General features: G+C 61.3%; 23 protein-coding genes and 1 tRNA gene. 15 read left to right on the plus strand and 9 right to left on the minus strand.

The window, feature by feature from the left end; translation table 11 throughout:
- Positions 1–252: 252 nt before the first annotated feature.
- Positions 253–558, plus strand: a complete 306-nt coding sequence (locus tag FJ941_RS21930) for a BA14K family protein (protein WP_140508829.1) — start codon at positions 253–255, stop codon at positions 556–558.
- A 66-nt stretch (positions 559–624) separates the two neighbouring features.
- Here FJ941_RS21930 and FJ941_RS21935 read toward each other — a convergent pair whose 3' ends face one another.
- Entirely contained in the window at positions 625–1,044 is a 420-nt protein-coding gene (locus tag FJ941_RS21935; protein WP_246672579.1) for a hypothetical protein, read from the minus strand.
- A gap of 116 nt (positions 1,045–1,160) precedes the next feature.
- Positions 1,161–1,982, minus strand: a complete 822-nt coding sequence (gene bhcR, locus FJ941_RS21940) for an HTH-type transcriptional regulator BhcR (protein WP_140508833.1) — start codon at positions 1,980–1,982, stop codon at positions 1,161–1,163.
- Positions 1,983–2,190: 208 nt separating this feature from the next.
- Here bhcR and gcl point away from each other — a divergent pair, with 208 nt between their 5' ends.
- From gcl to FJ941_RS21955, 3 genes are all read left to right on the plus strand, one after another.
- Positions 2,191–3,972 (plus strand): glyoxylate carboligase, encoded by a 1,782-nt coding sequence (gcl, locus tag FJ941_RS21945; protein WP_140508835.1) that lies wholly within the window; start codon positions 2,191–2,193, stop codon positions 3,970–3,972.
- 72 nt (positions 3,973–4,044) lie between these two features.
- The gene (gene otnI / locus FJ941_RS21950) at positions 4,045–4,842 is read left to right on the plus strand and encodes a 2-oxo-tetronate isomerase (protein WP_140508837.1); all 798 of its coding nucleotides are present in this window, start codon (positions 4,045–4,047) and stop codon (positions 4,840–4,842) included.
- 48 nt (positions 4,843–4,890) lie between these two features.
- Positions 4,891–5,808: a 2-hydroxy-3-oxopropionate reductase gene (locus FJ941_RS21955; protein WP_140508839.1), complete on the plus strand. Its 918-nt coding sequence runs from the start codon at positions 4,891–4,893 to the stop codon at positions 5,806–5,808.
- A 120-nt stretch (positions 5,809–5,928) separates the two neighbouring features.
- Here FJ941_RS21955 and FJ941_RS21960 read toward each other — a convergent pair whose 3' ends face one another.
- A complete protein-coding gene (locus FJ941_RS21960; protein ID WP_140508841.1) occupies positions 5,929–6,777 on the minus strand; it encodes an RNA methyltransferase in 849 nt (282 codons plus the stop codon).
- 198 nt (positions 6,778–6,975) lie between these two features.
- Here FJ941_RS21960 and FJ941_RS21965 point away from each other — a divergent pair.
- Both FJ941_RS21965 and FJ941_RS21970 read left to right on the plus strand, forming a co-directional pair.
- A tRNA-Tyr gene (locus tag FJ941_RS21965) sits at positions 6,976–7,060 on the plus strand.
- Positions 7,061–7,256: 196 nt separating this feature from the next.
- Positions 7,257–7,469, plus strand: coding sequence for a hypothetical protein (locus tag FJ941_RS21970; RefSeq protein ID WP_181166063.1), 213 nt, complete (start codon positions 7,257–7,259; stop codon positions 7,467–7,469).
- 105 nt (positions 7,470–7,574) lie between these two features.
- On the opposite strand, the gene FJ941_RS21975 is transcribed toward FJ941_RS21970, so the two are convergent.
- A complete protein-coding gene (locus FJ941_RS21975) occupies positions 7,575–9,449 on the minus strand; it encodes a DUF4396 domain-containing protein (protein WP_140508843.1) in 1,875 nt (624 codons plus the stop codon).
- Positions 9,450–9,645: 196 nt separating this feature from the next.
- On the opposite strand from FJ941_RS21975, the gene FJ941_RS21980 reads away from it, so the two are divergent.
- The 6 genes from FJ941_RS21980 to FJ941_RS22005 all read left to right on the plus strand — a co-directional run bounded on the left by FJ941_RS21980 (position 9,646) and on the right by FJ941_RS22005 (position 13,088).
- Positions 9,646–10,077: a hypothetical protein gene (locus FJ941_RS21980; protein ID WP_140508845.1), complete on the plus strand. Its 432-nt coding sequence runs from the start codon at positions 9,646–9,648 to the stop codon at positions 10,075–10,077.
- Positions 10,078–10,276: 199 nt separating this feature from the next.
- Positions 10,277–10,771, plus strand: coding sequence for a DUF1772 domain-containing protein (locus FJ941_RS21985; protein WP_140508847.1), 495 nt, complete (start codon positions 10,277–10,279; stop codon positions 10,769–10,771).
- Between the two features lie 79 nt (positions 10,772–10,850).
- A complete protein-coding gene (locus FJ941_RS21990) occupies positions 10,851–11,036 on the plus strand; it encodes a hypothetical protein (RefSeq protein WP_027146879.1) in 186 nt (61 codons plus the stop codon).
- A complete protein-coding gene (locus FJ941_RS21995) occupies positions 11,033–11,929 on the plus strand; it encodes an alpha/beta hydrolase (protein WP_140508849.1) in 897 nt (298 codons plus the stop codon). Before FJ941_RS21990 ends, FJ941_RS21995 begins: the two co-directional genes overlap by 4 nt.
- 146 nt (positions 11,930–12,075) lie before the next feature.
- Positions 12,076–12,468, plus strand: a complete 393-nt coding sequence (locus tag FJ941_RS22000; RefSeq protein WP_246673932.1) for a DUF427 domain-containing protein — start codon at positions 12,076–12,078, stop codon at positions 12,466–12,468.
- A gap of 11 nt (positions 12,469–12,479) precedes the next feature.
- Positions 12,480–13,088 (plus strand): isochorismatase family cysteine hydrolase, encoded by a 609-nt coding sequence (locus tag FJ941_RS22005; RefSeq protein ID WP_140508853.1) that lies wholly within the window; start codon positions 12,480–12,482, stop codon positions 13,086–13,088.
- A gap of 98 nt (positions 13,089–13,186) precedes the next feature.
- On the opposite strand, the gene FJ941_RS22010 is transcribed toward FJ941_RS22005, so the two are convergent.
- The 3 genes from FJ941_RS22010 to FJ941_RS22020 are packed head-to-tail and all read right to left on the minus strand — an operon-like array spanning position 13,187 to position 16,279.
- Positions 13,187–14,788: a DHA2 family efflux MFS transporter permease subunit gene (locus FJ941_RS22010; RefSeq protein WP_181166556.1), complete on the minus strand. Its 1,602-nt coding sequence runs from the start codon at positions 14,786–14,788 to the stop codon at positions 13,187–13,189.
- Positions 14,785–16,071, minus strand: coding sequence for an HlyD family secretion protein (locus FJ941_RS22015; RefSeq protein WP_140508855.1), 1,287 nt, complete (start codon positions 16,069–16,071; stop codon positions 14,785–14,787). Before FJ941_RS22015 ends, FJ941_RS22010 begins: the two co-directional genes overlap by 4 nt.
- A 25-nt stretch (positions 16,072–16,096) precedes the next feature.
- Entirely contained in the window at positions 16,097–16,279 is a 183-nt protein-coding gene (locus tag FJ941_RS22020; RefSeq protein WP_140508857.1) for a hypothetical protein, read from the minus strand.
- Positions 16,280–16,444: 165 nt separating this feature from the next.
- Between FJ941_RS22020 and FJ941_RS22025 the strand changes: the two genes are divergently transcribed.
- The 3 genes from FJ941_RS22025 to FJ941_RS22035 are packed head-to-tail and all read left to right on the plus strand — an operon-like array spanning position 16,445 to position 20,368.
- Positions 16,445–17,062: a (2Fe-2S)-binding protein gene (locus FJ941_RS22025; protein ID WP_140508859.1), complete on the plus strand. Its 618-nt coding sequence runs from the start codon at positions 16,445–16,447 to the stop codon at positions 17,060–17,062.
- Complete coding sequence (locus tag FJ941_RS22030; RefSeq protein WP_140508861.1) at positions 17,063–18,085, plus strand: xanthine dehydrogenase family protein subunit M; 1,023 nt, start codon at positions 17,063–17,065, stop codon at positions 18,083–18,085.
- Positions 18,086–18,088: 3 nt separating this feature from the next.
- Complete coding sequence (locus FJ941_RS22035; protein WP_140508863.1) at positions 18,089–20,368, plus strand: xanthine dehydrogenase family protein molybdopterin-binding subunit; 2,280 nt, start codon at positions 18,089–18,091, stop codon at positions 20,366–20,368.
- Positions 20,369–20,495: 127 nt separating this feature from the next.
- Here the strand turns inward: FJ941_RS22035 and FJ941_RS22040 are convergent, their stop codons facing one another.
- Both FJ941_RS22040 and FJ941_RS22045 read right to left on the minus strand, forming a co-directional pair.
- Positions 20,496–20,915: a GNAT family N-acetyltransferase gene (locus FJ941_RS22040; protein ID WP_140508865.1), complete on the minus strand. Its 420-nt coding sequence runs from the start codon at positions 20,913–20,915 to the stop codon at positions 20,496–20,498.
- A gap of 70 nt (positions 20,916–20,985) precedes the next feature.
- On the minus strand, positions 20,986–21,615 hold the full coding sequence (locus tag FJ941_RS22045; protein WP_140508867.1) for a LysE family translocator: 630 nt from the start codon (positions 21,613–21,615) through the stop codon (positions 20,986–20,988).
- Between the last annotated feature and the right edge of the window lie 146 nt (positions 21,616–21,761).

Raw genomic sequence — 21,761 nt, forward strand, 5'->3', positions numbered from 1 at the left:
GAAAAGGGCGGCTTCGGCCGCCCTTTTTGCATCGATCTGTCGCCGTCACGGCCGATGACGCGATTGAGCGCAAGGTGCCTGAAGCGCCGGAATCTGGATGATCAACGCCGGCGGGGCCGCCGCGCCTTCAGGCAGCGGATCCCAGCTTCCTCGAAAAAAAATCAAACCCCCGTCGAACCTTTTTCAATGCCGCGGCGACAGATGATCAAGAGGCGGATGGATCGCCTCGGTTAACGAAGCAAGGAGATCATCATGTTCAAGCGCACACTCGTTTCCAGCCTCATCGCCACCACCGTCGCCGCCACTGCTTTGGTCGGCACCGTCCAGCCATCGGCGGCTCACTCGCATCACCACGACCTCGGCATCGGCATCGCCGCCGGCGTCGGCGGCTTCGTCCTCGGCAGCCTGCTTGCCCAGCAGCAACCGCGTACGGTCTATACCGACGAAGATGGCGGTTCCTGGCACGTCCGCCGCTGCTTCGACCGTTACGCGAGCTACGACCCGGATTCCGATACCTATATCGGCCATGACGGCTACAGCCATTACTGCCGACTCTGAGGGGAGGCGGGCGACAGGAAAGAGGGGTTGCGAGGCAGCCCCTCTTCGTCGTTTGGAGGCCGTCTTCTAGAGGTGCGTCTTCGGGTCGAGGATCGGCAAACCGGCCGCGCGGCAGGAGCCGCCAATTTGAAGCCGGGCAGCCTCCGTATCGTCGCCCATCGCGACCAGTTCAAAGCTGCTTGCGGCTTGCGGATAGACTTTGGCGATGAATGGCTTGTCGCCGCCATCGACGCCAGGCGAGGTCTTGGCGTTAACGGTGCCGCAGACCACGATCTCCTGGCGGCCGTCAAGCGTTCGCTCGCCGGCGAGCATGGTCCCGAATCTGGCGGAAGCCGAATCCAGCAGGCGCTGGCGGATACCGGTCGTGATGATCTCTTCCAGCGCGAGTGAGATCGGGATGGGATTGACCCGCTGGCCGCCGGTATCGGGTCGTGGCGTCGTCGCCACGCATCCGCAAAGCGAAGCGGCGAGCAGAAGCTGAACCATTTTCCTCATTCGCGCCCTGTCGCATGCATTCGGGCGCCACGGCAAGACGGCCAATTTTATTCAGCGCGCGCCATGTCGGACATGCGGCTCCAAACACCTTGCCATGCGCTTGGTGATCAACTGACCGTCACGCCGCCTATCATCTTGGTCACCTGGATCGCGGCGTCGCGCACAAGCGGGCCGATCTCGGCCAGTCGGTCGGGCGTGACCCGCACCGTCGGTCCGGAAACGGAAACGCCGCCGATCGGTTCGCCATACTCGTTGAAAATGGCGGCGGCGACACAACGCATGCCGGGGTGGCGCTCCTCGTCGTCTACCGACCAGCCGCGATGCTTGGTGGCCGCCAGATCATGGGCGAGGGAGGAGATGTCGGAAAGGGTCTTGTCCGTATAGCGCTGCAGGCCCACCTTGCGCAGGATGGCTCCGACGCGCTCCGGTTCGAGATGCGCCAGCACCGCCTTGCCGATGCCCGAGGCATGGAAGGGACTGCGCGTTCCCGGCCGAAAGAAGGCGCGGATCGCCTGGTGTGTTTCTACTTGGCTGACGAAAACCACGCAGTCGTCCTCGGCGACGCCGAGATTGGCGGTCTCGCCGGTCTTCTCCATCAGTTCCTGCATGACGATGCGGGCACGATCCACAAGCTTGCGGCGGCGCAGGAACGCCGCGCCCATGCGGTAGGTCTCGACACCGATCGACCAGAGCTGGTCTGATGTATCGAACTCGACCATGCCGTGGTTTTCGAGCGTCGTCAGCATGCGGTAGGCGGTGGAGGCGGCGAGCCCGCTTTGCGCCGATATCTCGCTCAGCGACAGACCGCTGCCTTCCGCGACAATGGCCAGAATGCGCAAGGCACGGTCGAGCGACTGCACCGAGGCAGCTTCGGCCGGACCATTGAAGGAGCGCGGACGCCCGCGCTGACGTTTTTCGTTCGTTTCCATGGCCGGCATTCTCGGGCGTTTCTTCCAAGATGCAATGAAAAAGTTTTTCAGGAATTCCCGAGCGCAAATCCCTGGAAAAGAGAAAAGTCAATGAAATCAGTGAATAGTCATCGTTTTCTCAAAATGAAAAAATATTCTGGAAAAATTGAAAAATAGCCGGCCCGGTGACATCCTTAGCCATCCAACAATCATCTCGTGGAGGCTGGAAATGGCAAGGATGCGCGCTGTCGATGCCGCTGTTCTCGTTCTCGAAAAGGAAGGCATTTCCTGTGCCTTCGGCGTGCCGGGCGCGGCGATCAATCCGCTGTATTCGGCGATGAAGGCGAGGGGCACCATCCGCCATGTCCTTGCCCGCCACGTCGAGGGCGCCTCGCATATGGCCGAAGGCTATACCCGCGCCAAGGCAGGCAATATCGGTCTCTGTATCGGCACTTCGGGGCCGGCCGGCACCGATATGATCACCGGGCTCTATTCGGCCGCGGCCGATTCCATTCCGATCCTGTGCATCACCGGACAGGCGCCGCGCGCGCGCCTCAACAAGGAGGATTTCCAGGCTGTCGACATCGCCGCCATCGCCGCGCCCGTCGCCAAATGGGCGGTGACGGTCATGGAGCCCTATCTGGTGCCGATGGCGCTGCAGAAGGCGTTCCATCTGATGCGCTCGTCGCGGCCGGGTCCGGTGCTGATCGACCTGCCGGTCGACGTCCAGCTGGCCGAGATCGAGTTCGACATCGATGCCTATGAGCCGCTGGCTCCATTCAAGCCGGCGATGACACGCGCCCAGGCCGAAAAGGCGCTGGCGATGCTCAACGCGGCCGAGAAGCCGCTGATCGTCGCCGGCGGCGGCATCATCAATGCCGACGCCTCCGACCTGCTGATCGAATTTGCCGAGATCACGGGCGTTCCGGTGATCCCGACGCTGATGGGCTGGGGCACGATCCCCGACGATCACCGGCTGATGGCCGGTATGTGCGGGCTGCAGACTTCGCACCGCTACGGCAACGCCACCATGCTGGAAGCCGATTTGGTCTTCGGCATCGGCAACCGCTGGGCCAACCGCCACACCGGCTCGGTCGACGTCTACACCAACGGCAGGAAATTCATCCATGTCGACATCGAGCCCACTCAAATAGGCCGTGTCTTCGCGCCCGATCTCGGCGTCGTCTCCGATGCGGGCGCGGCGCTGAAGATGCTGCTCGACGTCGCCACCGAGTGGAAGACGGCGGGCAGGCTGCGCGACTGGTCGGACTGGGCCAAGGAATGCCAGGGCCGCAAGAAGACGATGAAGCGCAAGACGCATTTCGACCAGGTGCCGCTGAAGCCGCAGCGTGTCTATGAGGAGATGAACAAGGCGTTCGGCCGTGACGTTACCTATGTCACCACCATCGGCCTGTCGCAGATTGCCGGGGCGCAGTTCCTGCATGTCTACAAGCCGCGCAACTGGATCAATTGCGGCCAGGCCGGTCCGCTCGGCTGGACGCTGCCGGCAGCACTTGGCGTCCGCGCCGCCGATCCAGACCGCACCATCGTGGCGCTGTCGGGCGACTATGATTTCCAGTTCATGATCGAGGAACTGGCGGTCGGCGCGCAGCACAAGCTGCCCTACATCCACGTCGTCGTGAACAATGCTTATCTCGGCCTGATCCGCCAGGCCCAGCGCGGTTTCTCGATGGATTATGAGGTCAGCCTCGCCTTCGAGAACATCAACCGTACCGGCGATCCCGAGGCCGGCTACGGCGTCGACCATGTCGCCGTCGCCGAGGCGATGGGCTGCAAGGCGGTCAGGGTGCGCAAGCCGGAGGAATTCGCCGGCGCTTTCAAACAAGCGGAGCGATTGATGAGGGAACACCAGGTTCCGGTCGTGCTCGAATTCATTCTCGAACGGGTCACCAACATCTCGATGGGCACCGAGATCGACAAGATCACCGAATTCGAGGACCTTGCCGAACGTCAGGAAGACGCGCCGACCGCGATCGTGATGCTCGACTAATTTTTGTTTGAACATCGGATTATCCCAAAACCGGTTTCCACTTTTGGGTCCGATGCCCCAGGGAGAAAAAGAATGCCGCGGTTTTCAGCCAATCTGTCGATGCTCTTTGGCGAGCATGATTTCCTCGACCGTTTCGATGCCGCCGCCCGCGCCGGCTTCAAGGGTGTCGAATATGTCGGCCCTTATGATCACGCGCCCGATGTGGTGGCCGCACGACTGAAGAAGAACGACCTGACGCAAGTGCTGTTCAACCTGCCGGCGGGTGACTGGGCCAAGGGCGAGCGCGGCATCGCCGTGCTGCCGGATCGCGTGCCGGAATTCCGCCAGGGCATTGCCAAGGCGATCACCTATGCGCAGGCGCTTGGCTGCGGGCAGGTCAACTGCCTCGCCGGCATCGCGCCGCAGGGCATTGCACGGGATACGCTTGGAAATGTCTTTGCCGAAAATCTCGCCTTCGCGGCGGAGAAGCTGGAGCACGCCGGCATCAAGCTGCTGATCGAACCAATCAATACGCGCGATATTCCCGGCTTCTTCCTGAACTATTCCGACCAGGCGCTGGCCCTGATCGACCGCGTCGGCTCGAAGAACCTGTACCTGCAATACGACATCTATCACATGCAGATCATGGAGGGGGATCTCGCCCGTAAAATCGAGGCAAACCTCGGCCGCATCGCGCATATCCAGCTTGCGGACAATCCCGGCCGTCACGAGCCGGGGACGGGCGAGATCAATTATCCTTTCCTTTACGACCATATCGATCGGATTGGCTATTCCGGCTGGGTGGGGGCGGAATACAAACCGAAGGCGGGGACGGAAGCCGGACTGGGTTGGTTCAGGGAACTGACCGGGCGGGGAAGCGCGGCGGCGTAGTGGGAATTTCGCCACGGCACGCTGCCCTGACAGAGACGGAGAGAAACAATGGAAATTATCGGCTTTATCGGCCTCGGCATCATGGGCGCGCCTATGGCGGGGCATCTGCTCGACGCCGGCTACAGCGTCATCGCCAGCGACCATCGCTCCAAGCCGCCGGCCGATCTCATTGCCAAGGGCCTGAAGACGGTTGCCGGCCATGCCGCCGTGGCCAAGGCCGCCGAGATCATCATCACCATGGTGCCGGATACCCCACAGGTGGCCGAGGTGCTGTTCGGTAAGAACGGCGTCGCGTCCGGCCTGACCAAGGGCAAACTCGTCATCGACATGAGTTCGATCTCGCCGATCGAGACAAAGGAATTCGCAAAAAGGATCAACGATCTCGGTTGCGCCTATCTCGATGCGCCGGTTTCGGGCGGTGAGGCCGGCGCCAAGGCAGCATCCCTCAGCATCATGGTCGGCGGCGACGAAAAGATCTTCGAGCGTGCGAAACCGGTTTTCGAAAAGATGGGCAAGAACATCACGCTGGTCGGGCCGAACGGTGTCGGCCAGACCACCAAGGTCGCCAACCAGATCGTCGTCGCGCTAACCATTGAAGCCGTCGCCGAAGCACTTGTTTTTGCATCGAAAGCGGGCGCCGATCCGGCCAAAGTCAGGCAGGCGCTGATGGGCGGGCTGGCAGCGTCACGCATCCTCGAAGTGCATGGCGAGCGCATGGTCAAGCGCACCTTCGCTCCGGGTTTCCGCATCGAACTGCACCAGAAGGATCTCAACTTGGCACTGGAGGGTGCGAAGGCGCTCGGTGTGTCACTGCCCAACACCTCGACCACCCAGCAGCTGTTCAATTCCTGTGCGGCCAATGGCGGCGCGAAGGAAGATCATTCCGCGCTGGTGAGGGCGCTGGAGCGGATGGCGAATTTCGAGATCGGTGGCGAGCCAGCCGAAGTGAAAGGCAAAGCGGCATAGGTCGGGAGAGGGCGGCATAACGTTCCCAAGCCGTCACCTTTTGTCCTCACCCAGGAACGGGTTCCGGCAAGCGTCGCCGGAACCCGTTTTGGTTCCTGGCGAGAGGCTTGCCGCTCCCAGTCAGCCGCGCTTCAGAAATGCCCGCGCTGCATAAAGGCTGACCGCCGCTGCGTTCGACACGTTGAGCGAGCGGATAGCGCCGGGCATGTCGAGGCGGGCCAACGTCGTCACGGTCTCGCGCGTCTTCTGGCGCAGGCCCTTGCCTTCGGCGCCGAGCACCAGCGCTATCCGGTCTCCGGCAAAGCTGATTTCGAGTTCCGCCGGCCCGTCCGAATCAAGCCCGATGGTCTGGAAGCCGGCCTCGTGCAACTGGCCCAGCGCATCGGCGAGGTTCTTGACCTCGATCTGATCGATATGCTCCAGCGCGCCGGAGGCGGATTTTGCCAGCACGCCGGATTCCTGCGGACTATGGCGGGCCGTGGTGATCAACGCGCCGGCGCCGAAAGCCACCGCCGAACGCAGGATGGCGCCGACATTGTGCGGATCGGTGACCTGGTCGAGCACCAGCACCAGCCTGGTGTCGCCGAGTGCGTCGAGGCGCTTGGGCTTCAGCGGCTCCGCCTCGATCAGTACGCCCTGATGCACGGCGTCCGAGCCGGTGACTTTGTCGATGTCCCTGGGTTCGACCAGTTCCGCCTTGAAGGGCAAGGCGGCGAGATCGGCTATCTCAAGGCGCTCGGCCGCATTGCGCGTCACCAGCATTTTCTTGATCCGGCGGCGCGGATTGTCGAGTGCCGCACGCACCGTATGCAGGCCGTAGAGCCGCACCAGCCCGTCGGCCGCGTTTTCGCCTGGTGGCACGGGTTGCCGGGGCTTGAACGCCGGCGCGCCGCCGCTTTTCTCGTCGCGAAAGGCGCGGCGCAGCTTGGCGTAGTGGGTGTCTTTCGGGGTATTGGAATTGTTGCTCATGGCCGGCTTCTATAGCCGTCTCCTCCCGCCAAGGATATGCCCTGTCGCCGCAGCCGGCGAACAACATCGAAAAACCTTCCTGCGCGGTTGACACCCACTGGCCTTGCCGCCATAAGGCGCTTCGCTGGTTTCGGAGAAGACACAACTCGGGTCCGAAATTGGCGCGAATGCCTCGTTGCATGGCTGCGGCGGCAGATTGGAGAGGTGCCCGAGTGGTTAAAGGGGACGGACTGTAAATCCGTTAGCTTAGCTTACGTTGGTTCGAATCCAACCCTCTCCACCACTGCCGGCCCGGAAGCCCTGAACGCGAAAAACATCGGACCGACGTCAGCTTGCCGTCTGAGCCGCTCGCACGGAAACGTGCCATCGCTTGATCCGCATCTTGGACCGGATCAAGACGAAGCAGAGGGTGATCGCAGGCACCGCTCTGTACGAAATCGACAATTGGCTCCTGTGTGAAAATGCGCGATCATTGGAAAATGGCACGCAAATTGGACGACAAACTCGATTGCAAGACTTGTGGGACGATCCAGATGGACATTCCCGACGACGCCACGGAGTCGACGCCAATTTATTGCAGCAATTGCGGTGCTTTTCTCGGCGAATGGGGTGAATTGCAGGACGATTTCTACCGCCAGGCTCGCGACGCCGAGGCATTCGACCTGCGCGACGGCAACATTATCAAGAAGTAGGATGCGATGAACGCAACCTCCGGATTGCCGCGGGGGTGCCGGGTCGTCATGGGACCGCTCCTCTATCGGCAGAGCGCACCTGTTCGGCTATCGCCTCAGTCTCGATTAGCTGACGTCGATGATGACCATCAACCCGCCGCCGCCCTTTTCCTCGACATTGTTGTTCGTCGTGTGATGCGGAATGTGGCAGTGGATCAGCCATTTGCCGCGCTGTCGCGCCTTCCAGACGACGTCATAGCGTTGCCCCGGCCCAACGTTGATCGTATCGGCCAGGAAACGCGCCGGCGGGGCAAGTGTTTCGCCATCGCGGGCAACGACCTCGAAGGGGCCGCCATGGATATGCATTGGATGGATAAAGCCATTATTGGTGCCGATGAAACGCACTTTCAGCGTCTCGCCGAGCTTCATGTGGATCGTATCGGTTGAGGGATAGGCCCTGCCGTTGATGGTGAAAAAATTCGGCATGCCGCCTTCCATCGGCATCGAGGGATAGGTCAGCCCATCGCGCACCAGCCATTCCTGTAGTTCGAGCGCGTAGTCGTGGTCGGCCTGAACCTCATCGGCGGGGTTGGAGGGGTCGATGATCAGCGCGCCATAGAGGCCGAGCGCCTGGGTGCGGTCGGGCTTGGCGTGCGGATGATAGAAATAGGTCCCATGCTGGGTGGCGGTGAATTCATAGGAATAGGATTGCCCGGGCTCGATCGGCGCCTGGGTAATCTCGGCGGGGCCGTCCATCTGGTTCGGCAGGATCATGCCGTGCCAATGCACCGTGGTTTCCTCCGGTAGGTCATTGGTGACATTGATGCGGACCCTGTCGCCCTGTCTGATGTGGATGCGCGGCCCGGGAATCTGTCCGTTATAGGCATAGGCATCGACCGCGACGTCGGGCAATATCTGCCAACGGATCACCGACGGCCTGAGCTCGAACACCTTGGTGCCGTTCTCCAGGCGAAACGGCAGTTCCTGGTCGCCTCTGGCAGTGAGATCGTAGGACGCTGTCACCCGACGCGGATCGGTTGCCGCCATGTCACGCATGGCCTCGGCCGGCGTTTCGCGATCCATGATCATGCCTTGCGGCATGATCACCCCACCGACGTCACGCGCCGATAGCGTCAAGTTCAGCCAGTTCGCCGGCGCGGCCATGCCGACCGCCAGCGTGATCAAGGACACCAGGCCAAGGGCCGCGATCTGCGTGGTCGTAGCGTCCGAATTCATCTGGTGGCCACTGCTTTTGGCCCCGTGGGAGATTTTGTCGTGGTGTCGTCCTTGCCGTTGGTGCGCAGACGGTTCTCGGCTGCTCGTTCCGGTGGTCTGCGGGTGCAGCGTCATCAGCCCATGCTTCAATCCGCGCGCCACCAGCCAGACATTGGCGGGATAGGCGAGCGTGAAGCCGGCGATAACGCCGATCGACATCACGCCCCAGAACAGAAGTTCCGTCGGCTCCATCGCGCGCATGTCACGTCCCATCATCAAGAAGCTCATGACAGGTGCCATTCCTGCCATCATGAAATTCATCGAGATGAACTCGGGCAGGAAGCTCTTGCGCACATTCTGCCAATAGGTGCCGCCCATCATCGACTTCATGAACAGCGACTGGAAGATGAACAGGCCGAAGGCGAAGCCGGAGACATATTCGACGACGAGATCGAGCCACATCGGCAAGCCGAGCATCGCCGTGATGACGGCGGCCAGAATGATGCCTGTCGCATCCCCGGCAACGCAGTGAATGGTCGAGCCGACGCCCTGCTTCCACAGCGGCCGTGTAAAGTCCTCGTGCTCGCCCGGTCGTGGTTCCTTGTCGGCCAACACATAGAGCAGCAGGCCGATTGGGCCCATATAGAGGGTCACCAGGATGAAGCCCCACTTCATCACCACCGGTTCGGGATTGTTGCGGTACTGGTCGAAGCCGACATAGAGAGTGGAGGCAGCGGCAACAGAGAACCAGATGGCAAGGAAATAGTCGATCGGCTGGATGAGCATGGATGCATCCTGATCCTGGATCAGTGGCTTATGGAAAGGCCCTCCATTCGGTGAACGCTGTCAGCGCGTTTATGATCCGCCCAGCCGCATTTTGGTGGGGGCCGAATTCTCCGGTTTTGCGCCCTTGTCGAAGCACCGCCGCGCGATAATTCCCTTGAAGGCGTGGGCACTTCTCCCTCCACGACAGGAGCTGACCATGAAACACCAGACACTCGATCAACTGCAGGCCGTCGCCAGGATTGAACCCTCGGCGCCACATACGGAAATGACGCGAGATGAGCGCATCGCGCGATGGGCTGAACTTCTCGATCAGAATCCCGAGCGATGCCTTGGCGCGTTTACAGGCACCGAACACATGCATCCGGAAGCACGCGCCATGGCACGCGGCGAAGGGTCGGCAATAACTGTTGCCTTCGAAGACCCGATGCTGCGCGGGTCGGGTCTAAGGGATGACACCTATGGCGAGGCCAAGCGCTTCTTCGAACTGAACGACTGGCAACTGCATGACATCGTTTGCGATTGTCACGTAGGCGCTACCATGAAAGCGCGGTGGGCTGCGGCTCGGGTCCGCGCGACAATTGGCGGCAACAGGTTCCTTACCTGGTTGAGGCAAAGGATCATGTTCTGACGCGCCGGGCGGCTTAGGTGAGGATCGTCTCCTGTTCGCAACCGCGCGCGGTGCGACCCCACCTGACCCGTCTTGTCGATCAGTCCCTGTGCTCGTGGCATAGCCGAACGGCTGCACGATGACTTCCCTGCGTTCTGCCGGCTACGGCTAACCGTCTCCCTATGCCGATTGCGAAAGGGCACGGTTAAAGAGTAACAGCATGCGCGTCTTGATGGTTTTCACGCTCCTGCTGGTTGCAATCGCAACAGCGCTCTCGCTTGCACATGCGTTGGAGCTACCGGGCAAAATACGCCTGAAAGAGGCGACCTACAAGGCAGTGCAGACGATCTACTATCCCGGCTTCACGATCGGCGGTTTTGCCGAAATCGGAGGCATCCTCGCGCTCGCCATCCTGCTCTATTTGACGCCTTCTGCAAGTACTCGTTTCTGGTGGACGCTCGCGTCGCTATTCTTCCTGGCCGCGCAACACGCGACCTATTGGTTGCTCACACACCCCGTCAATAATTTCTGGGTGCAGGACGTCGCCATGCCGAGATCGGGCGTGGCGTTTTTCTCGATGTTCGCTCGGAAGCAAGATGGTGATTGGAGAGATTTCCGGAATATGTGGGAGATGTCGCACGTCATCAGAGCGTTCCTTGCAATGACGAGCCTGACCTCAATCGCCGTTGCGGCAACGCTTTTTGCGGATGGCTGATCGGCGGGCGCCCGAGCGGCAAACCGGGCAACCAAATTCGCAGAGCCTCGTTGTCGAACATCAGCCAGAGGAGGTTTCGATGAAGAAATCCTTGTCGCTTCTAGTGTTGGCTGCTGCCCTCGCGCTCGGTGCCTGTGATGACAGCACCGAACCGACGAAAGCCAACACCGACGCCATCAACAAGAATCCGCAGGTTGACCAGGATGCCAGACCCAAGTCGACGACTGGCGGCGACCAGCCGGTAACAGCGCCGGAGAGCAAATGAACCCTGTCTCATTTTGCGATACGCCACTGCTGCGCATCGCCTATCTCGATGGTGGCCTGCAAGACGGTCCGCCGGTCGTCCTGCTGCATGGCTGGCCGGACGACGCGACCACTTACGCGCGCATTTCGCCGGTCCTTCACGAGGCCGGCTTTCGGACGTTTTCGCCGTGGCTGCGAGGTTTTGGACAGACGTCGTTCCTGTCGAAAGAAACCATGCGATCCGGCGAAATTGCCGCAATGGCGCAGGACGTGCTGGACTTTGCCGATGCGCTTGGCCTCAGCCGCTTTGCGATCGTCGGTCACGACTGGGGAGCACGGATCGCCTACCTCCTGGCCTCGATCTTTCCCGATCGCATCAGTTGCTGCGCTGCGCTATCGCTTGGCTGGCAACCCGGCAAACCGGCAACGCCGGCGCCTGAACAGGCGAAAGCGTTTTGGTATCAATGGTTCATGGCAACAGCGCGCGGCGCCGAGTTCGTGCGAAAGAACCGCAAGGAATTTGCCAGATTCCAATGGGACAGCTGGAGCCCGTTGGGGTGGTTCGACGACACCATTTTCGATAAAGTGGCCGTATCCTTCGACAACCCGGATTGGCCGGACGTGACGTTGCATTCCTATCGGGTTCGCTGGGGTGAGGCGGAGCCCGATCCGTGCTACGCGGAGCTGGCCCGCCGGCAAACATCGGTCAAGATCATCACGGTTCCGACCTTGACGCTTCATGGTGGCGACGACCGTGTTGTACTGCCCCCATCGTCGGAAGGACTGGAGGAGCATTTCACGGCGCCCTACAAACGAGTGGTCCTGGACGCGGTCGGGCACTTCCCGACACGTGAGGCTTCACACGAGGTTTCGCGGCTGTTGGCGAGCTTTCTCGACAGCTTCGGTAGCCGATAATCGCTTGGCTCGGCGGTCCATTTGGCTTCACCGCACAAGCTGGAACCTGATGCATCGCCGCGCATTTCGTTTTCATTGATGGACCGAAACGCAGTCTGACGATCAAACGATAGCCAGGGAGAATTCGGATGCAAACTTCAGTCGCAATGTCAGAACACGACTTTCGTCCACTGGCCATAGAGCCGTTTGCCGGAACGGTGACCGTGCGATTTTCCGATGCTGTGGTCGCAGCCACGGAGCGCGCGAAGCTAGTCAGGGAAGAGGGACAGGAGCCGATGTTCTTTATCCCTTTCGAGGACATCTATTTCGAGCTTTTCGAAAAGACCAACACCACAAGCAGCTCACCGCTCAAGGGAACCGCGAGCTATTGGCGGGTCCATGCCGTCGGTAGCTCGGCCGACGACTTCATGTGGGCATACGAGACGCCCGATACGGCAGCGCGGGCCATCGCAGGTCATGGCACCTTCGATCCGCAAAAGGCGCGCATCGATGTCGACCCGGTGGAGGACAAACGGCACACCCCGCATGTCATGGAATAGGACTATCTTCGATGTCGATGTCGGGCTTGGCATATGGTCCGTTGGGGCATCGGTGCATGCATGTCTGTGTCGATATGCAAAAGCTGTTTGCCGAGCCGTCGCAGTGGGCGACCCCCTGGATCACCCGTGTCCTTCCTCATATCGAAAGGTTGGTCGAAAGACGAGCGCCACAGACCGTCTTCACGCGCTTCCTGCCCGCGCAAAAGCCGGGGCAGGGCGTTGGTACATGGAAGCGCTATTATGAGCGCTGGGCCTCGATGGCGATCGAAAATATTGGTCCCGAAATGGTCGCCCTGTTGCCGGCATTAGCCGCTTACTGCCCGCCAGCGGCCATCATCGACAAGCACATATACTCGCCTTGGTTCGAAGGTCACCTCCGGGCTTTTCTGAACGAACGCGACATCGATACGTTGGTCATCACCGGCGGCGAAACCGACGTGTGCGTTCTGGCTACGGTGCTCGGAGCGATCGATTTCGGCTATCGCGTGGTTCTCGTTACGGATGCGCTGTGCAGTTCTTCCGACGCAACGCATGACGCGCTGCTGACCGTTTATCACCAACGGTTCGCGCAGCAGGTGGAGACCGTCGAGATGGAGACGGTTCTCTCGAACTGGATCTGACGTTGCCGGTCATTCGCCACATTCAATGCCGGCGACGTGCAATAAGTGCCGGGAAAACGCAGGCGGCAGAAGTTCTGCAAGAGGTCGGCGGGGCGCGGTTATTTCGGCTGGCGCTTGTCGGGTTTTGGAGACCGCAGCAGCAAGGCGAGGGGAACAAACAGTGCCGTCGCGATGGCGCAGTAGCGAAAAACGTCGATATAGGCGAGCAGCGAGGCCTGGCGCGCGATCAACTGCCCGAGCCAGCCGACGGCTTGCTGCTTGGCCTCAAGCATGTTCGAGCCCTGGGCGACAAAGTGATCCGTCACCTGACGCAGCAACTGCTGATAGGCGGGTGACGATTGCGCGGTATGGCTGACAAGGTTCGATTGATGCAGCTGCGCGTTTTGCGCGATCACGGTGTTCGACAATGACACGCCGATGCTCCCGCCGATGTTGCGGGCGACGTTGATCAGCGCCGACGCCTGGTTGGTCTTCCGCGGAGCGAGGCCGACATAGGCCGCTGTCGAAATGGGAATGAACAGGAACGGCAGGCCGATCATCAGGAAGACGCGCGCGAAGGCAAAGAAGCGGAAGCTGGCATCGGGGGTGAGTGACGTCATGTGCCACAAGGCGACCACGACAACGGACATGCCCATCACAATCAGATATTTGGGCTGCACCAATCCGGCGGCAAATCCGGAAATCGGCATCAGGATCAGCATGGCGATGCCGCCGGGCATCATGGAAAGGCCCGACAGGGTGGCCGTATAGTCGAAGGCGGTCTGTTGCAGCTGCGGCATCAACTGCGTGGTGCTGAACAACACGGCGCCGACCGCCATCATTACCAGGAACGACGTACCGAACTGGCGGCTGAAGAGCAGGCGTATATCGACGATCGGATCGCGGTGACTAAACTCCCATGGGATGAGCAGCAGGAACGAGATCGCCGAAATCACGGCAAAAGTCGTGATGAAACCCGATGCGAACCAGTCGTTGCGCTGACCCTCATCGAGGAAGATTTCCAGGCAGCCAAGAGCGGTGGCGACCAGGATGAACCCGACCCAATCTATTCTGAGGCCGCCCTTCAGCCGCTCCTGACGTTCGCGCTCGATCACGTCCGGCTCGACAAGCAGCCACTGCACCAAGGCAAGCGACATGATGCCGAACGGCACGTTGATGAAGAATATCCAGTGCCAGGAGAAATGGTCGGTCAGCCAGCCGCCGAGGGTCGGCCCGACTGTCGGTGCGACAATGACGGCGACGCCATAAAGGGCAAAAGCCTGGGAACGCTTCTCGGGCGGAAAGGTATCGGCAAGGATGGACTGTTCGCTCGGCGCCATGCCGCCGCCGCCGAGACCCTGCAGGATCCTGAAGAAAATAAGCATTTCCAGATTGGGCGCGAGGCCGCACAACAGCGATGCGATGGTGAACGTTGCCACGCAAAGCATGTAGTAGCGCTTCCGCCCGATCACGCTGGCCAACCAGCCGCTGACCGGGATGATTACGGAATTCGCGACCAGATAGGTAGTGATCACCCAGGTGCTCTCGTCCATCCCGGCAGCCAGGCTGCCGGCGATGTTGCGCAGGGCCACATTGGCGATCGAGGTATCCAGCACCAGCATGAAGGTGGCGATGGAGACGACGATGGCGATCAGCCACGGGTTGCGCCCGCCGGCGGCCGACCGGCTTTCGCTTTGGTCGCCGGAGATTTCGCCAGTCATCGCACCTTGACCGTCGGCACCACCGACAGGCCCGGCCCCAGCAGCACGCCGGGCGCTTTGTCGAAGACGATCTTCACCGGCACGCGCTGCACCACCTTGACGAAGTTGCCGGTGGCGTTTTCGGCTGGCAGCAGGCTGAAGGCGGTGCCACTACCCGCCTGGATGCTGTCGACGCGGCCATGAAAAGATCTTTCCGGATAGGCGTCGATGTCGATGTCGACCGGCTGTCCCGGCCGCATCAGATCGAGCTGTGTCTCCTTGAAGTTGGCCTTCACCCAGACTTCGTCGGGAACAAACATCATCAGAACCTGGCCTGGCTGGGCATAGGTGCCGTTGGCGACCGAAATGCTGGTTGCCCGCCCGGCGACCGGTGCGGTGATGGTTGTGCGGGACAGCATCGTACTCGCCTGGTTCTGGCTGGCCCTGGCCTGATCGAGCTTGGCTTCGGCGCTCTTGGCCTGCGCCTGCAAAACAGCGATCTGGCTCTTGGCCGCAGCCACATTGGCTTGGGCGCTGTCGAGAGCAGCCTGATCCTGGCGCAGCGTGGAAGCGGCCTGCTGCGCCTGCTGCTGGGTGGCCGTGCCCTTGGCAAGAAGTTCACGGTTCCGCTGGTCCTCGGCTTTGGCAAAATCGAGGGCGGCCTGCGCTTGCGCCATCTGCTTCTGCGCTTCATCGATCTTTGCATTCTGAGCTGTGATCTGAGCCCCTACGTCGACAATGTCGGCCTGCGCCGAGGCTACCCCGGCATCGGCCTGCTTGAGGCTGGCCCGATAGTCGCTGTCATCGATGCGCAACAGGACGTCACCCGCCTTGACCGGCTGGTTGTCGGTCACCGCAAGGTCAGTGATCCGTCCTGATATCTCGGCGCTGACCGTTATCGTGCGGGCGTCGATAAAAGCGTCGTCGGTCGATTCATACTGGCGGGCATTCAGCCACCACATGACCAGCCCCACCGCGGCCAGCAGCAGCACGATCAGGATTGCAATGGACGCGTAAGGATGCTGCCGGGGGAAAGCTAGGAGGCTGGGCTTTTGTTCATCCGCCTCCTTGTCCCGCGTTTCGCGCTCCGGAGCGTTAGGCTGCGCCACATCGCCCATGCGTTTTAGCGACGCATCCGGTCCGGCCTTGCTCGAAGCGCCGCGTGCATTCCTGATTCTGTCTGGTTCTTCAGTCTCGGTTTTTGCGTCCACGGGGAGAACTTTCAAGGATGGCGCCAACCGCTTTAACGACCGACTAAACGACAGCTCTTCACAAAAGTTCCTGACGAACAGGCTGGGCGGCATTGGTCGGGATCAGCTCCAAAGCCACTCAACGGACGGCAAATCTGATCACCGCGATGAGGATCACGATGCCGACCAGTCCTGCGATGAAGATGATCCGGCGTGTGCGGGTGCGCAGGATGATCTCACCTTGCCGCGCCTGTTCAGCCGAAAAGACAGGGCCTTCGTCACCATTTCGATCGCTGCGCCGACCGCTCGGATCATTGCTCATGATCGCCTCCTTCCTGGAAACCTGTCGAGGACAACCACGGCCTTGCGGCTTAAGTTCCGCACGGCCGTCCTGCAAAAGAAACGATCACAGCGGTGTGAGGAGGGAACTTTGCCTCCCACGAGCAGTTTGGTCCGCTTGAGACTCCAGCCAGCCGGAAAGCCAGCCATGTCCAATTCCACAAATCCCAGCGGCCTGAGCAGACGCACCTTCATGACGGGTTCTGTTACGGCGGCAGCCGCAGTGCCTCTCATGGTCACCTCGACAAGAGCCGCCGAGCCATCGCCCGCCAGAGCGGTCGAACCGCGCGACCTGTCGACGATTTCGCTTCGGATCAACAAGCAGGCCTACACCCTAGCACTCGACAATCGAACGAGCCTGCTTGACGCCCTGCGTGATCATGTTGGTCTGACTGGTACCAAGAAGGGTTGCGACCACGGCCAGTGCGGCGCCTGCACCGTTCTTGTCGATGGGAAGCGGGTGCTATCCTGCCTGAGCTTCGCCGTCATGAACCAAGGACGCGAGGTCACGACTGTCGAAGGCCTGACTTCGGCCGACGGCGAACTGCACCCGGTACAGCAGGCGTTCGTCGATCATGACGCCTTTCAATGTGGCTACTGCACGCCGGGCCAGATCATGTCCGCCATCGGTTGCATCGATGAAGGCCATGCCGGTTCGGAGGATGACATCCGCGAATATATGAGCGGCAATCTGTGCCGGTGCGCGGCCTATCCGAACATCGTTGCGGCGATCATCCAGGCACGCGACGAGATCAGGAGAGCCTAGATGCGTCCCTTCCTCTATGAAAGACCAACGAGCGTCTCGGCGGCGATCGCCATAGCGTCTCATCTTGAGGACAGGCATGTTGCGCCAACACAGGCCAACACCCAGTTCATCGCCGGCGGCACCAATCTGGCTGACTACATGAAGCTGGGTGTCGCGCAGCCGGAGCGGTTGCTCGACCTTAACGAGCTTGCCGAGCCTGCTTTGCGGCAGATCGAAACGAACGACGACACCATCCGTTTCGGTGCGCTGGTTCGCATGGGTGAGGCAGCCGATAACAGTGACGTCAGGCGCCGCTGCCCGCTCCTTGCCGACAGTCTGAAATTCGCCGCCAGCGGCCAGCTTCGCAATATGGCCAGCCTAGCCGGCAATATCCTGCAGCGAACGCGGTGCGAGTATTTTCGCGAAACCTCCTGGCCGTGCAACAAGCGGGAGCCCGGCTCCGGCTGTGCGGCGATGGAAGGGGTAAACCGCCAACATGCCGTGCTCGGCGTCAGCGATGCCTGCATCGCTACCTATCACGGTGATTTCGCGCAGGCGCTGATTGCGCTCGACGCGGTCGTTGAAGTGGAAGGGCGGCGTGGCCAGCGCAAGATCCCGATCGCCGAGCTGCATCGGCTTCCCGGTGACACGCCCAACATCGAGACGGATCTGGCCGCCGATGAAGTCATCGTCGCCATCGATGTTCCGCTTGGCGCATGGAGCCGTCGCTCGCGCTACCTGAAGATACGCGACCGCGAATCCTACGCATTCGCGCTGGCTTCGGCGGCGGTTGCGCTGGAGATGGATGGAAACACGGTCGGGCAAGCGCGCATCGCGCTCGGCGGCGTCGCGACGGTGCCGTGGCGCGCGAGGGCGGCGGAGGATGCGCTGCGCGGCAATGCCCTCGACGACAAGACCGCGGCAGCTGCGGCCGAAGCCGCATTCGCCGATGCCAGGCCACGAGAACACAACGCATTCAAGATACCGCTGGGAAAGCGCACGCTGGTGCGAGCGCTGCTCGAAACCCGTGACATGAAGGTCTGAGCCATGAATCAAGCCGCGCCAGTTCCAAAAGAAAACCAAGGCCAACCGGTTGTCCGCATCGACGGCAGGCTGAAGGTTACCGGACAAGCCAGCTATCCGGCCGACATCGCCACGGCCAATGTCGCTTATGGCGCTCTTGCCACCAGCAGCATCGCTCGGGGCAAGGTTTCCAAACTCCATACCGATGACGCCAGGGCCGTGCCCGGAGTGCTGGACATCATCACCTATGGCGACATGGATCAGACGGACACTCCGAAATTTGGCAACACCGGTGCGAGCTCTATCGCACCCCTGCATGACAAGACGATTTTCCACGACGGCCAGATCATCGCTCTGGTCGTTGCCGAGACATTCGAGGCGGCGGAGGAAGCGTCGATGTTGATCCGCGCCGACTACGAAGACGAACCGCCCAGCGCCAGCTTCGATTCCAAAGGCGTGAAAGTGGAACCGGCGGCCGGCAAAAGCCCGATGTTGCAGGAGGATGTCAAAGCAGGCGACTTCGACGCTGCCTATGCATCCGCTGCCGTCAAGATCGACCAAAAATACTCCACGCCGACCCAGCATCACAATCCGATCGAACTGTTCTCGACCACGGCGATGTGGCAAGGCGATCAACTCATCGTCCATGAGCCAAGCCAGAATGTCACCGGCTGGAAAATCGAACTTGCCCGGCAGTTGAAGGTCGACCCTGCCAATGTGCGGATTGTCAGCCCTTATGTCGGGGGCGCCTTTGGTTCCAAGGGACCGATGACGGCTCGCACGGCAATTGTCGCGGTTGCCGCGCGTCGTGTTGGGCGGCCGGTACGCTGCGTCGTCAGCCGCATGCAGGCCTTCAACACCCAGACCTATCGCGCCGAGACCAGGCATCGAATTCGCATAGGCGCCAGCAAGGACGGCCGCATCACGGCGTTCGGACATGAGGGCTGGGAGGTGACGTCACGCCCTGACCCTTATGTCGTCGGCGGCACGTCCGCCACCGGCCGCATGTACAATTACGGTTCGGTGCTCACTCATGTTTCGGTCGTCCATGCCGACCGCAACACACCGGGCTACATGCGCTCACCGCCGGAGACGCCCTACGTCTACGCGCTTGAGAACGCCATGGACGAAATGGCTGTGGCGCTCGGCATGGATCCCGTCGAGTTTCGGCGCATCAACGAGCCTGAAAGAGAGCCTATCGGCGGCAAGCCATTCTCCAGCCGGTCGCTGGTCAAATGCTACGACCAGGCTGCGGAGGCCTTCGGCTGGTCGAAGCGTAATGCGGCGGTCGGATCGATGCGGGAGGGCGATTGGCTGGTCGGCATGGGGTGCGCGACCGCAATCTATCCCACGGCAAGCGCGCCATGCGCGGCCCGTGTTCGCCTGACCGCCGATGGACAAGTTCGCGTTCAGTGCGGCTCGCATGAGATCGGCACTGGTGTGCGCACCGTCGCCGGGCAGATGGCCGCCGAACGTCTGGGGATAGGGATGGAAAAGATCAGCGTCGAGATGGGCGACAGCGCCCTGCCGCCGGCACCGGTCTCGGGCGGCTCGATTTCGACAGCGAGCGTCTGCTCGGCGGTTCTGAAGGCCTGTGACGCGGTGCGTGCCAAACTTTTCGCGGCAGCCGTCGCTGGAGACGGGCCGCTGGCCGGTTCCGGCAATGCCAAGCTGGAGATGGAGCAGGAGAAGATCGTGGCAAGCGGCGGCAAATCCGCCAAGCTGTCGGATGTCTTCAAGGCGATGCAGATCGGCGCGATAGAGGAATACGCCGAGTTTGCGCCAAAGGGTTCGACCCCGGAAGCACTGAAGAAGCTCTATGCCGGGCAAGCCGAGTTCCACGGCGGCGATCAGGACAAGGACTCCGTGAAATATGCCTTTGGCGCTGAATTCGTCGAAGTGCGCGTCAACAGCTACACACGCGAAATCCGGGTGCCGCGCGTGGTCGGTGCCTTTGCGGCGGGACGCATCATGAACACGCGCACCGCGCGCAGCCAACTGATGGGCGGCATGATCTGGGGTATCGGCCAAGCCCTTCACGAGGCGACGGAAATCGACCGACGCAACGCCCGTTACGTCAATCGTGATTTGCAGGACTATCTGGTGCCGGTCAACGCCGACATCAAACAGGTCGACGTCATCCTCGTTCCCGAGGTCGACCTGGACGTCAATCCGGCCGGCGTCAAAGGCTTGGGGGAGCTCGGCAATGTCGGGACCGCGGCGGCGGTGGCGAGCGCCGTGTACCATGCCACGGGCAAGCGCATTCGAGACTTGCCGATCAGGATAGACGATTTGATAAGCTGACGATCACAGGTCGCGACAGGGGGGGTGGCTGACGCGTAGGCGCAAAGATCCTGCGGTTTTTCAAGAGCAACCCTCGTCGCGCGACCATGCCTGCCGATCAGGGGTATCGCGGCTTCTTGCGCCAGCATCAGAGGGTTTTGCGCAGGAAGATGCGGGCAGTGCCCTGAAGGCCGAACTCAACCCTGCCAAATTCCTCGTAGCCGTGGCGGACATAGAAGCCGGGCGCCTGGAAGCTGCTGGTCTCGACCACCGCACGTTGGCAACCGCGCTTCCTCGCTTCCGCTTCCACGGCAGCGAGCAGGCGGCTGCCATGTGATCTGCCCCGAATGCTTTCAGGCACGAAGAACATGTCGAGGAACAGCAAGCCGAGTTCGGTCCTGCCCCACAGGCCGCCAAGGATGTTTCCCGAGGTGTCGCGCAATACGGCGCCGATCGGCACGCGGTCGTCAACGCCGGTTTTGGCCACATTGTAGCGATAGAGGGCGGCGCCCGCCTCCGCCTTGGCGCGCCCATTCCCCCTGACCAGCTGAACGTGGATGTCTGGCATTTGGTGTTCCGTGGCCGCAGCCTCGAGACCGATGTCGGATCGGATCCTGTTCTCTCTTGAAAGGTCCGTGCTATTTACCGCCTCCGACGGCCATCCGGACGCCAAGACCGACGATGCAGCAGCCAGCTATCCGTTGCTGCCAAAGCCTGATGCCCGGCCGCCGCATGATCCATTCACCCAGTGTGCCGGATGCGACTGCATAGGTTCCCAGAACCAGTACGCCGGTCAGTTTCTGGGTCGCGCCAAGCAACAGCATCTGCAGCCAGACCGAGCCGCGGGTCGGATCGACGAACTGAGGCAGAAAGGCGATCATGAAGGTCATGGGCCAGGGATTTATGAGATTGGCGATCATGCCTTCGCGCATCGCGGCGAGCGGCCCCACGCGCCTGATCTGATCGACCTCCAGGTCCTCCTTCGTCCCGGACAGTAAACGTATGCCCAGCCAGACCAGATAGGCTGCTCCGGCCCAGCGGAGCGCATCGAACGCCAGTGGTGATGCACGCAACAGCGAGGAGACACCCAGGGCGATTAGAGGCAATTGCACCAACCCGGCGCCCAATGTCATTCCCACGACCGTAAACAGCGCCGTGCCACGCCCTTGCCCGATGCCACGGGCCATCACAAGCATGCTGTCGGGGCCAGGTGGCATCTGCAACAGGATCACGGTACCGACAAAGGCAAACCAGAGATGGGTGTCCATTCTCGTTCCTCCGCCTTGAACCTAGCTTACTTTTCAACCTTCGGGCTCTGCTTCCTATGCTTTTGCATGAGATGTTGATCGGACAATGAGGTCGAGCCTGGCCTGCAATTTCGGCTGGGTCGCGAGAGGCTCCTTGACCTTCGGAA

This window comes from Mesorhizobium sp. B2-3-13 (assembly GCF_006442195.1).
Classification (GTDB): Bacteria; Pseudomonadota; Alphaproteobacteria; order Rhizobiales; family Rhizobiaceae; genus Mesorhizobium; species Mesorhizobium salmacidum.